Origin of the sequence: Nocardia wallacei (assembly GCF_029868745.1) — a bacterium.
In the GTDB taxonomy this organism is placed as follows: domain Bacteria; phylum Actinomycetota; class Actinomycetes; order Mycobacteriales; family Mycobacteriaceae; genus Nocardia; species Nocardia wallacei_B.
Genome location: NZ_JARWOP010000275.1, coordinates 1 through 11956, shown reverse-complemented (window position 1 = coordinate 11956; position 11956 = coordinate 1). Strand labels below are relative to the sequence as shown.

At 64.3% G+C, this 11956-nt stretch carries 9 protein-coding genes; 5 read left to right on the top strand and 4 right to left on the bottom strand.

Features of this window, described 5'->3' with window-relative positions:
* Positions 1 to 242 precede the first annotated feature (242 nt).
* From QH470_RS24720 to QH470_RS24705, 4 genes are all read left to right on the top strand, one after another.
* Positions 243 to 818 carry a GNAT family N-acetyltransferase gene (locus tag QH470_RS24720; RefSeq protein ID WP_342228463.1) on the top strand — a complete coding sequence of 192 codons (576 nt, stop codon included), beginning with the start codon at positions 243 to 245 and terminating at the stop codon, positions 816 to 818.
* The gene (locus QH470_RS24715) at positions 818 to 2152 is read left to right on the top strand and encodes a glutamate-1-semialdehyde 2,1-aminomutase (protein WP_280274727.1); all 1335 of its coding nucleotides are present in this window, start codon (positions 818 to 820) and stop codon (positions 2150 to 2152) included. Before QH470_RS24720 ends, QH470_RS24715 begins: the two co-directional genes overlap by 1 nt.
* Before the next feature lie 39 nt (positions 2153 to 2191).
* Entirely contained in the window at positions 2192 to 3322 is a 1131-nt protein-coding gene (locus QH470_RS24710) for a glycosyltransferase (protein WP_280274728.1), read from the top strand.
* Positions 3323 to 3551: 229 nt separating this feature from the next.
* Positions 3552 to 4190 carry a DUF4190 domain-containing protein gene (locus QH470_RS24705; RefSeq protein ID WP_280274726.1) on the top strand — a complete coding sequence of 213 codons (639 nt, stop codon included), beginning with the start codon at positions 3552 to 3554 and terminating at the stop codon, positions 4188 to 4190.
* 529 nt (positions 4191 to 4719) lie between these two features.
* On the opposite strand, the gene QH470_RS24700 is transcribed toward QH470_RS24705, so the two are convergent.
* The 3 genes from QH470_RS24700 to QH470_RS24690 all read right to left on the bottom strand — a co-directional run bounded on the left by QH470_RS24700 (position 4720) and on the right by QH470_RS24690 (position 7684).
* Entirely contained in the window at positions 4720 to 5406 is a 687-nt protein-coding gene (locus QH470_RS24700; protein WP_280274725.1) for a RibD family protein, read from the bottom strand.
* Positions 5388 to 5771 carry a hypothetical protein gene (locus QH470_RS24695; RefSeq protein WP_280274724.1) on the bottom strand — a complete coding sequence of 128 codons (384 nt, stop codon included), beginning with the start codon at positions 5769 to 5771 and terminating at the stop codon, positions 5388 to 5390. The genes QH470_RS24700 and QH470_RS24695 overlap by 19 nt, the downstream gene beginning before the upstream one ends.
* 197 nt (positions 5772 to 5968) lie before the next feature.
* Positions 5969 to 7684, bottom strand: a complete 1716-nt coding sequence (locus QH470_RS24690) for a hypothetical protein (protein ID WP_280274723.1) — start codon at positions 7682 to 7684, stop codon at positions 5969 to 5971.
* A 796-nt stretch (positions 7685 to 8480) separates the two neighbouring features.
* On the opposite strand from QH470_RS24690, the gene QH470_RS24685 reads away from it, so the two are divergent.
* Positions 8481 to 10094 (top strand): hypothetical protein, encoded by a 1614-nt coding sequence (locus QH470_RS24685; RefSeq protein ID WP_280274722.1) that lies wholly within the window; start codon positions 8481 to 8483, stop codon positions 10092 to 10094.
* Between the two features lie 226 nt (positions 10095 to 10320).
* Here QH470_RS24685 and QH470_RS24680 read toward each other — a convergent pair whose 3' ends face one another.
* On the bottom strand, positions 10321 to 11802 hold the full coding sequence (locus QH470_RS24680; RefSeq protein ID WP_280274721.1) for an aminotransferase class V-fold PLP-dependent enzyme: 1482 nt from the start codon (positions 11800 to 11802) through the stop codon (positions 10321 to 10323).
* Positions 11803 to 11956 lie beyond the last annotated feature (154 nt).

Here is an 11956-nt window from a genome sequence, read left to right as displayed (position 1 = left end):
CTCTATGCCCGCTATCGCCGGGCGCACGACCATGGAACGGGGTTGCGCCGAGAGCGCCCCCGACCGAAACGCGCGCCCCCAGGGGGCGCACGGGGCGCGGGTATAACCGGGCCCCACCGGATTAGGCCGGAACGCCCGCGCCGCCCCAAAACGACCCGGCCGAACAGCAGGGGGCCACGGGTGCACGTTTATCCGCTGCCGCAACGGTTTTCGCCGTATCGGCCCGGCTCACCGCCGGGCGGCTGCGGCGTCGCTGCGCACTGCTGCGCGGCGGATGCCCGGTATGCCTGGAGATTCCCGGGTATCCCCGGGTCGTCCTGCGCGGCCGCCGTCCCTCCGATCGACAGGCGTGGCTGGCGGCGCGACGGCGCAACCCGCGGCACTTCGACGGGACCGGCGATTCCGCCACGGCGTGGTGGCGTGAACTTCGGCGCGGGTACGGTGGATTGCGGTCGCCGGGCGGGCTCGTGCTGGTACTCGACGTCGACGGGGTCTATGCCGGGGAGACCCGGTTGGCGGACCTGGACATGTTCGACCGCAACGCGCGGATGTCCGGGTGGGCCGATCCCGCGTACGCCGACGGCGGCGTCCGCGCGGCGACGACCCGGGCACTGCTGGAGTACGCCTTCGACACCCTCGGATTGTTGCGGGTGTCGACCGAAATCGACTCCGCCGATACCGAATCCGCCGCCGTCGCCGCGCGGGCGGGGCTGCTGAAAGAGGGAACCATGCGCAACTGTCCCGGCCCGGCCGGTCGGCGTACCGACCGCGCGCTCTGGGCGCTGACCGTCGGGCCACCGAAAGAGAAGCGGACCTGATGCGAAACTTCGCCCGCAGCAACCTCGTTCAACGTCGGCTGCACGAGCTGGTGCCCGGTGGCGCGCACACCTACGCCCGAGGGTCGGATCAGTATCCGGAGGATATGGCGCCGATCCTGCTGCGCGGCAGTGGATGCCGGGTATGGGACTGCGACGGCAATGAATACGTCGAGTACGGCATGGGCCTGCGCGCGGTCACCCTCGGTCACGGCTACCCGCCGGTGATCGAAGCGGCCACGGACGCGGCGGCCGGTGGGCTGAGCTTCTCCCGGCCCACGGAGCTGGAACTGCTTGCGGCCGAAGATTTCCTGGCGCTGGTGCCCGGAGCCGACATGGTGAAGTTCGCCAAGAACGGTTCCGACGCCACCACCGCGGCGGTGCGCCTGGCGCGCGCGGTGACCGGGCGGCGGACCGTGGCGATCTGTGATCAGCCATTCTTTTCGGTCGACGACTGGTTCATCGGCACGACGGCCATGAACGCCGGAATTCCGCCGTCGTCGGCGACGGTGCGATTCCCCTACAACGACCTCGAGGCCCTGGCCGCCGTGCTGGCCTCGGCAGAGGTGGCCGCGGTGGTGATGGAGGCCGCCACGGCGCTCGCCGAACCCGAGCCCGGCTATCTGGAAGGTGTACGGGCCCTGTGCGATCGGCACGGCACGCTGCTGGTGTTCGACGAGATGATCACCGGCTTCCGCTGGTCCGCCGGTGGGGCACAACGGATTTACGGCGTGACGCCGGACCTGTCGTGCTGGGGCAAGGCGATGGGCAACGGGTTCCCGATCTCCGCGCTGGCCGGCAAGCGGGAGTTCATGGAACTGGGCGGGCTGCGCACCGCACGCGACCGGGTCTTCCTGCTCTCCACCACGCACGGGCCCGAGACCGGGTCCCTGGCGGCCTTCCGCGCCGTGGTGCGCGCCTATGCCGACACCGATCCGGTCGCCTGGATGGAGCACGCCGGGCGGCGGCTCGCCGACGGGGTGAACAAGGTCGCCGCCGAACTCGGCATCGCCGACCACCTGCAGGTGGACGGGCGGCCGTCGTGCCTGATCTTCACCACCCGCGGCCCCGACGGCCGCCCCTCCCAGCCGTTCCGCACACTGTTCCTCCAGGAACTGCTGGAGCGCGGCGTGCTGGGCCAGTCGTTCGTCACCTCGGCCGCCCACACCGACGCCGACATCGACGCCACGGTCGACGCCTGCGCGGAGGCCGCCGAAATCTACCGGCGCGCCGTGGACCGCGGCGGCGTCGAAGGACTGCTGCGCGGCCGTCCCGTCGCACCGGCGCTGCGACGCACCGCGGCGCCGCGGTACATCGATCCCGCCGAGCGGGCCTGAGAGGTAGGCCGCGCCATGACGCCCCAGCCGGGTCCACCGGTGTCCGCGGCCCGCATCGCGATCGTGCACGAGCGGTTCACCGAGTACGGCGGTTCCGAGGCCGTCGTTGCCGAACTGCTCCGAACCTGGCCCGGCGCAGAGGTATTCGCGCCCATCGTCACGACCGAATGTGCGGGCGAAGTCCGTGCGGCGGGCGCGGACGGGCGGGGCAAGGCCTTCCATGACACCTGGCTCTCCCGCGCGCACGCGCTGACCGGTGGCCGCTCGCACGCGCCGTTGCTGCCGTTCGTGCCGCGGGCGCTGCGCCGGATGCCGCTCGAGGGGTACGACGCCGTGCTGGTCAGCCATCACGCGTTCGCCACGCAGGCGGTGTTCGCGACCGACGCGCCCGTGATCGCCTACGTGCACAGCCCGGCCCGATGGGCGTGGGATCCGGCCTTCCGTGCTCGCGAGGCGGGTGGTGGCGCTGGGCAGTTCGCGCTCGGAGCGCTCGGCCGCCTGGCGCGCCGTGGCGAGTTGCGCGCTGCTCCGCGGCTGGACCGTGTGGTCGCCAACTCGCGCGCGGTGGCCGGGCGGATCCGGGAGTGGTGGGAACTGGATCCGACGGTCGTGTATCCCCCGGTACGCGTCGATCGCTTCGCTCCCGATCCGGCCGTCGCCCGCGAGGACTTCTTCCTGTTCGTCGGGCGCCTGGTGCCGTATAAGCGTCCCGACCTCGCCATTCGCGCCGCCCAGCAGGCCGGTGCGCGGCTGGTCGTACTGGGCGACGGACGCTATCGCGCCCAGCTGGAAACCCTCGCCGGGCCCGAGACCACCTTTCTCGGCGCGGCGTCCGACGACGTGCTCGCCGACACGTACCGCCGCTGCCGGGCGCTGCTCATGCCCGGCGTCGAGGACTTCGGGATCGTGCCTGTGGAGGCGATGGCGTGCGGCGCCCCGGTACTGGCCGTCGGGGCGGGCGGCGCGCTCGATACCGTGGCGCCCGGTCTCAGCGGGGAGCACCTCGAATTCGGCGACGACAGCGCCGTCGTGGACCGATTCGCGACGGCCATGCGCGAATTCGATTCGGCCGCTTACGATCCCGCTGCGGTGCGCGCGCACGCACTGTCCTTCTCCCCCGCCGCGTTCCGCTCCCGCATCGCCGATGTGGTGGCCGAGGCGCTGTCATGAGAACCGTGCGCCGGTACTCGCAGCGTGACCGTTGGGCTCGCCGGACCCCCGCCGACATCCCAGGAATGGGAACCGGCGCGCGCTCCGGACATACGGGACGGTACGGTGAGCGGTCGGCCTGCCGCCCCGGCGGGCCAGGTTTCCTTGGAGGGGAATCGCTTTGAACGTCAATCAGCCGCCGCCGCAAGGGTTTCCGCCACCGGGGCCGCCGCCCGGAGGTTACCCGCCGGTGCCCGGCCAGTTCGCTCAGCAGCCGCCGCCACAGCAGCAGGGCACGAACGGTTTCGCGATCGCCGCACTGGTCACCGGAATCCTCGGCGGCATCTGCGGGCTGTCGATCGTCTTCGGCATCATCGCCCTGGTGCAGATCAAGAAGACCGGCCAGCGCGGCCGCGGCTTGGCGATCGCCGGCCTGGTGCTCACGGCGGCGTGGATCGCGCTCGGGGTGATCGGGGCGATCGCCGGAATCGCCAACAGCCCGCGGGACTCCTCGGGCGAAATCACCAGCAGCGGATCGGAATCGGTGACCCGCCTGCGCGCGGGCGACTGCGTCGGCGGCATCGAAGACGGCAAACGCATGACCGAGATCTCCGTCTCCCCCTGCACGCAAGCCCACGACGGCGAGGTCATCAGCCAATTCGACCTCCCCAAGGGCTCCTGGCCCGGCGAACCCACCGTCGCCCAGCAGGCCGAAACCCGCTGCACCGCCGACATAGAGCAGGCCCTAGCCAACAGCCCCATGCTCGACAAACTCCAAATCTCCTACCTCTACCCCGACAACAAGAAAGATTGGGACCGCGACCGCGGCATAACCTGCCTCGTCTTCGACGCCGCGGGTGGAAAGCTGACGGGCAGCGTCCCCCGCTGAGTAACCGCCCGCCCGGTGCCAATCGCGGGCTACCGGGCGGGCGATGGTGTGTTCTGAGCACTGCCCAAGTGCGCGCAAGTCCGGGCGTGGATTCCGAACGAAAGTTGCGAGGCACGGGCAGGGGCGTCGAGCACGCCGAGGCACCGGCAACCGCGCCGCGTTCGAACTTGGCGTAGCAGGACGGTGGAACCGTTCGATTGCTCTCACCCTCCAATGCTATTGAGGGGCAATAGCTTTTCGAATTCAGGGCCGACAAGGTTCTGGGGGATTCGAGGCCCTCACCGCGCTGGAAGGAACGACCTGCCGCCCGGCGAATTCAGTCGTAGCGCGGGCCAGACTTAGGGGGTCATGTTGTGATCTATCCCACGCAGCCCTCGACAGGAACTACCTGTCGAAAGGTCACGCCGCCGGTCTCACCAACTTGCTTCCATGCCGCGGGCGGGAAAGCTGACGGGCAGCGTCCCCCCTGAGCAACCGCCCGCCCGGTCCCCAATCGCGGGTTACCCGGCGGGCGCTGGTGTGTTAGCGATCACGAGTCCTCTTTCGGCTTGTACCGCAGCAAGGCAACGTCACCGATCTGTGTGACATCGACCAGCCGCATGCGCCGTCGCGTGCCGCCAGGAAACTCGGCGGGGTTCACGAACCGGGGTGCTTCGGCTTGGCCGACCAGCAGCGGTGCCACAGCCACGTGCAATTCATCGGCAAGGCCGGCAGAGAGCACAGCGGTGTGGATGCTGGTGCCGCCTTCGATCATCAACTGACCGATGCCACGGTCACCGAGATCGTCCAGCAGCGCCCCGAAATCGACAGCATTGCCGAGAGGCACCACAGTGGCAAGTTCGCCGAGTCGGTCCCGAAGCTTCTCCACGCTGGTGTCGGTGGTGTAGACGATCGGCCGCCGTTCCTCGACGCCGTGGTGCCAGAACTTGGCGGCGGAGTCGAGGGCACCGGAAGCGGTAACCACGACTTTCTGCAGGTGGGCCGGTTTGCCTGCCGCGACTCGTTCAGCCAGTCGGGCCTCACTCTTGATGATCAGTCGGGGGTTGTCGCGTCGCAGCGTCTCGGCACCGATGAGGATCGCGTCGGACTCGGCGCGCACCTGGTCGACGCGGTCGAAATCCTCGGGGTTGGAAAGATGCAGCCGTTCGGGAATCGTATCGTCGATATAGCCGTCGACGCTGGTAGCGACGGACAGGACTACGTACGGTCGGGGCAACTCGGGACCTTCCACTCCTGGTACGCGGTGACGAACTCGCCGACACCCGGCTGCTTGCTGGCGGGGTCGATCGCCTCCCTCAGCTGTACCACTTTTGCCAGGATTCGACCGGACTCGGTGCCGACCCCGATATGCAGCGCGTCCAAGCCGAGCCTTGCGGCGGGCTCGATGTCTCCGGCCGCCATGTGAGCCACGGCCGCCCGCGCGAGGTAGACGCCCCGGTCGCGTGGGTAGCCCGATTGCTTGCCCGGCTCCGGCAAACTCGCAAGGTAGTTGTCGCTGCCGCCAAACCGGATGGTGGCAAACCAATGCGAGAGTGACGAGTCGGTGCAGACGGCCGCTACCGACGCGAGAATCACTTCCACAATCCGGCGCGAGCCACGAACGCTCGTTCCAGACGAGTCCTGTGAGCGCCATCGCCATATCGAGGTCAGGTGCTTCGGCCACCGGACCTGCACAAAGTCCAGTGAGCAGGTCGGTGCGCAACTTTGTATGGCGGTGTCGCTCTACATACTCGTTGAGATCGTCTCGATGAAGAAGCCGTCCTGCCGCATAGAGACCACTAGCCCCCCGTGCGAAGCTGCTGATCGAGGCGATCCGCTGCTTTGAGTATGTGATTCGACAGAGGACGGGGCATGTCGTTGTTGATCTCCAAGAACTCCTGTAGGGCCAGCGGCACTGGAAACTTCCGCCAGGCGTATAGGAACTGCACTACGTCAACCTGAAGTTGGTCAACGATCCCTTCCAGTAGCTGGAGATCCTGAAGCTGCAGAACAGCGGGGCGCGCGACACGGCCTTGGAATTCGGTGAAAATCGGTATCGCGCGGTTTCCATTGTCAAGTTCGGACAGCGCCGAGCTGGGCGTACCCGAGTTTGGCACGACGACGATGGGAATGAAGATCGCATCCGGTTGTGGTCGCCCAGACCATCCCAGCCGGCGCACGAGGCCCATGACCGAGGCTAGTTGCTTGAACTTGCGGTCGGTCATAATCTTGTCCGCGTCTGCGCTGTAGGTCTCTCCGTCCGCAAGGCCTTGCGCCAGCGCGGAATTCAGCGGGTGATGCGTCGCTTCCACGAGGATGTTGATCGGCCCGGCGCGCAGTGCCCAGTCGCATACCGAAGGCGTCTGCCCCTTCTTCTCCATCCACTCCCGCTCCATGTCGGCTTCGGGGACGAGGGCTTCGATCCGCTGGCTACGCGCCGCGATGCGTCTGAGGACGCCGCCCACAATGTCCTCGAACTGGTATTTGATCCCCTCGCCGAAACGCTTCGCTGTCGTCTTGTCCCCGTGAGCTGCGAACGCCGCCACAACGTCGAGCTGCGCGGGATCACCGAAGAACCGCTCAATTGCCCATTGAGCGCGCAGGATCAGGAGTTTTCCATCTCCGAGGTCGAGGAACGGGTACCGGGTGAACGTGTACCGCTGGAACTTGACGTCGCCTCGTTCACGGTCGGCCGCAAGTTGCTTGCGGTAGCGCGCGAGATCCGGCGACATGTTCTCGGTGATGAAGTTCCGCACGTCGCCATCATCGGCAAGATCGCCGAATCGGACGATGGTCTGGCCCGCGGCCACTGCTTCCGCAACTGTAACGCCAGCTCGGAGGAAGTCGTCGAACTCGATCCCGGTCGCCGACTTGAAGGTATCGGCGGGTGTGCCGCCCAGTGTGTCGGCCGCTCGATCGGCCCACGGCGAGTACCAGAAGTCGAGGATGTCAGCCTTGAGACACTCGATCTTGCGGGGTGCGTTGAACAGCATGGCAGCTGTTTGGTCGTGGAGGAATTGATGCGCAGCCGCGTACAGCGCCTCGGGTGCCATCGCCTCGAACTTCGCGTCAAGCTGTGCGAACTCGGAGTCGGTTGGCGCGTCGGACGCGAACTCAGTGTGCATCTGCTGCTCGCTGGCCGTCGACAGCAGCAGGTGCACGAACTCGTCCGCGCTGAGCGGCCTCGACGACGTCGAGTCAGTCTCCAAGAGCTCGCGCAGCAACTGGACAGTCGCCTGCGGGGAAGTGAGGAGGTTGCCGCGATTCACCTCCGCCCGAACTGCTGGTACCCACTCCGCGGTCGCTGGCATCAGCAGGTCCAGCTGCAGCGGCTTGACGTTCCAGTGTGTCGTTGACGCGATGTCCCACTGGGCGTGGATCTCCGCCACCCTGACTAGAGCGTCCTGTGTATCAATCTCGCACAGCAGTGATCGCCGCTCCTCGTCGGTCATTACGGTGATACCTACCATTCCCGCGACGATAACGATCGGCTGCTGCTGCAACGCTTCGATCACCTGGGAGGTCTCCGGCGGTAGGCCTGTCAGGTCCGGCGTCGGAAAGTTGACGCCAGGGTTGGTCGGCTGCCGTCTTGCCCGTCGTGTTTGTCTGTTCGACACTCGGCAAATATTCCATGTCCAAGAAGATCACGGCATACGATTAGCGAAGATAGACGGGAGACTACACAGTTGCGGACCGATTCCCTGCCTTAGACCACGTCTGTTGCTGCCGCAGTCCCCGACGCGTCGTCCCCAACTGGGGGTCATAGAACGCCACCTTCGCCCGACCGACCAGATATCACCGCCCATCCTGCCCTAAGGCCGCAAAGCCGAGCACTTCTGCGCCATCTCACCCACGCCGACGCACTTACCCACTACAAGGAACTGGCCAAACGAGAACTACGACATGAGACACGATATAAAGAGCGGGTGCAACATCAGCCTGTTCGGAACTGCGATGGGTAGCGAGTCAATACCGGCTCCGCTGCGCGAGCATTTCGATCGAGGGTACCGGATTTCGCAGTACTGAGCCAGGCTGAACACCGTAGGGCATTTGAGCTCTTTGAGCACCTTCGCAACCCATGGATCACAACGAGCCTCGTATGGACGAGTTGCCACCACAACAGCGAGCGTACCTCGGTGAAGTCAGCTCCACAGAAAAGTAGACATGAGTTCGTAGGGTCTCTGGAGCGAGCAGCAAACTTAGCATGTACATGTAATCGACTTTGGATCGGGTCGGAACGTCGAGTGCTGCGCGAAGCATCGAACTGCTAGTTCCACCACCAATGGCGCACCGTTCTGGTTTACTAGCTGGATGTTCGATGACAACGGCGTGGGTAAGGCAATCACGCAAAGATTGGCCGCGTTGGTTGCACCCGACGGCGAATGGCGCGACCACCTGTGGCGAATCGGCACGCTTGGAGCGCTTGAGGAGTGCCTGTCGTCGGCCAGATCCGGAGCATCGCTGACCCGCAAGCAATATGTTATTGAAACCGCGCGTCGCGTGACTGAGCGCGATCCTGCAATCACAGGTAAACGGTTGGGAAGAATCCTTAGTTCACTCCCAAAGAAAGCTGATTCGTTCTCTCTTGGAAGCTCTTCATACTTCATCCTAGAGCACGAGGTTAACAGCACTAGAATAGACTACTTCGAACTCTGGGACGCCTACTTAGGGAGTGTTGATGAGTCAGAGGATCCTCTGACCTCAACGGTTGATATCACCTCCATCGCTAGCTATATAGCAGCATCCCTACGGTCTTATGGATTTTCCGACATATGGATCGTCAAGCATTGTAGTTACTATCTAAAGCATAATGCCGATAAGAGCACACTTCGCGGCCTTTTGAGTACAGCCAGGACTGTGCAGGAAAAAGGATCAGGGATCTACACCTACCTAGTCCCGCTGCGTCGACGAGCGGCGTTCGATCATGAGAGTGAACCACCGTGGTTATCAAAGATAGGATTCGAGACCAAGTTCGCAGAACATTTCCCTGGCGCTCAGCTACCAAGCAATGTTGGTGGCCTTATGTTCGAAATCAATGCGCTGGAGAAGCACAGCGCGTACGATACTTTTCTCGGCAAATTGTCTTCGGCGATAATGCGTAGCCGCGTTGCGGCCAGCAATTGGATGCTCGATATTTCAGATACATACTGGGTTACTCCAGGTGATGGCTATGAGATGCAGATAATACCTGCGGAAGCGTCCCTAATCGTTATTCGTTCCTTGGATTCAGACGGAGGTAGGAGATTGTTGCAGCCGCTTCCACCCGAGCTCGAAGCGGCGCTCGACCTGCTTTCGAACTCCGACAAAACCTCGGCGCGCTCAGCTTGCGTTACGAGCTGGGCAATGGTCGAGACTTTATTCGCCGATTCGACAGACTTTGGGTCCCTTGCAGATATCGCTGACCGTGCTGCCGATCTACTGACCTGCATGTATGTTGCTGACCTGCTCCTTGGACTAGCTAAGGGGCATACTCGGGTCGCAGATGATCAATTGTCCCAGAAATTGGGTGAAATACCAGAAGGGCAGCGCATCGCAATTCTGGTTGGACATCTTGCAGTTGGTGGTTCATTGATGGTCGGCGAAGGTCAGGGGCTCGTTTCCCTGCAAGAAGCGCGCCGTCTAGTTGGCAGTAAAAACTACGTACACCAATTAAGGAATGAGTTTTCCGAATCGCTTCGGCGTCTTTACGATACACGGAATCAGATTGTCCATGCCGGGGTCCTCGAGCCGTATGCAATGAATACAACCCTTCTCGTTTCCTCCAAGCTCCTCGCAGCAATTTTAGATGAGGTGATCAGTAGCTCGTTCTATTCAGAAGAGCCGACTGCTCTGCTGGCTGCCAAATGTCGTTGGCTGCTAAACAGGGTCGAAGATGGACCTGACCTGGCTCTCCTGGGTGCGTTCAGAGGTGGAGCACCAGGTTAGAGGCGATGCCCTTGCGAGGCAGGGCTCTTATCGTCGAGGTCATTTCCTGGCTCCTTCGCTTCGACATGTACATACCGCATGCAATGAACCCGACCGGAGGGCCGTCTCGAAAGTTGTTGTGCGGCGGAGGATGAACGGCCGTCCGCCCGGTCGTCCCTGTCCGCGCGCGAGGACATCCCGGCCGGCTGGGCGGACACCCACGTTTGTCAACTGCTGCGAATCGGGCTCAGCACTGCTCGCGTGGCGGGAGATCGTGATTTTCACACGGGCGATTGCGATAGGTGCCGACGAAGTCGATGAACCGCTGGACATCGTGGAAGTTCGAGGCTATTCCGAGCGATACACGAATCGCGCCGCCGGTCGGCAAGCCGACCTCCGCGACATACTCGTCGATGGTGCGCACTTGGCGTCCGGCCATGCGGCGCAGGGCCGTTCGACTGAGACCGAAAGCGGCCTCACCCGAGCCGGGATTGCAGAAGCAGCCCGTCCGGAGCGACAGGCCCGACGCCGAGGACTCGCGTGCGACCAGACGTTCGTCGACGACGGCGCCGGAGGGGTCGAGAATGTTGAAAGCCACTGTCGCGCCGCGGCCGACCATCGTGTGCGGACCATAGATTCGAATCAGCGGCATACCGTTGTCGTGTTCCAGCGCCGTCAGTCGATCCAGCAGCCATCCGGTCAGGCAGCGGGTGCGCCGACAGATCAAATCCATGCCGATACCGCGCACCCAATCGAGCCCGTACTCCACATCGGGCACAGCCAGGAAGTTCACGGTGCCGTCTTCGTATGCCGTACCGCCCGGCGCCATGGCGTGCCAACCACCCCGCACGCTGACCGCGCGGATACTGCCGCCCGCGAACCAGGGTCGTCGCAGCCGGGCCAAGGCGTCACGCCGGGCGATCAGGCAGCCGACACCGGTCGGATACCCGAATACCTTGTACCAGCTCACCGGTACGAAATCGGCGGGTACCGCGGCGAGATCGAGTCTGTTGGAGGGCACGTAGGCCGCCGCGTCCAGCAGCACGTCGAATCCGTACTCGTGCGCGAGTTCCACCCATTCCAAGGGATGCTGGACTCCGCTGAAGTTGCTCTGCGCGGGATAGGCGAACAATCCGCGTCGTCGCTTCCTTGATCTGGATACCGCGGCAAGGACTTCCGGCAGCGCCCGGCGACTCAGTGCCGTGCGGACGGACTGCTCGCTCACTCGAAGTTCGGTTCCGGTGATATGGGCGTAGGCAGTGCGGGCGTGCTTGGCGCGCGCGAATTCTCTTATTCCGATGACCGAGTTGTGGTTGTCGGCGGTGAGGACGAGTGCGGTCGACCGATCGAACGGATACGCCTCACCGACCAATCGGCAGGCGGCCGTGGCATTAGCCGTGAAGATCACGGCATACTCCTCCGGTGCGGCATTGAAGTAGCTGTATACGGCAGCCCTCGCGGCCTCGATGCGAGCCGTCGCAGCCGATGACGTGGGATTATCGGAGTGTGGGTTGCCGTAACAGGCGGCGGTGACCCACTCGTCATGCGCGCGGTGCTGGGCCGTGGCGGCGAGTCCCGCGCCGGTATAGTCCAGATAAATATGCTGCTGCTGATCGAGATATGCGTACTCGGTATCACGAAATTCATCGAGCACTGCTGTTTCGCTATATTCCGGATATTCGGCCAAAAACGCCGTCGCATCGATCGTGCGGGCTCCGCTGCTGTTCACGGACCAATCCTTTTCTGCGAGAGAGGAGTTCAAGTCGGCTGCGGGCCGGTCGAGCGGGGCGGGGAGCTGCCCGGCGGGCCGATACTAGGGGGGGGCGGGAGAACGTCCCCGGTTGTTTGGTCGCACCCCCCCCCCAGGGGCAAAGCCGGCCTTC

What these genes read in the sequence shown, in the direction of transcription:
- QH470_RS24715 (WP_280274727.1), top strand. Translation starts at nt 818, where the DNA reads ATGCGAAACTTCGCCCGCAGCAACCTCGTTCAACGTCGGCTGCACGAG.
- QH470_RS24685 (WP_280274722.1), top strand. Translation starts at nt 8,481, where the DNA reads ATGTTCGATGACAACGGCGTGGGTAAGGCAATCACGCAAAGATTGGCC.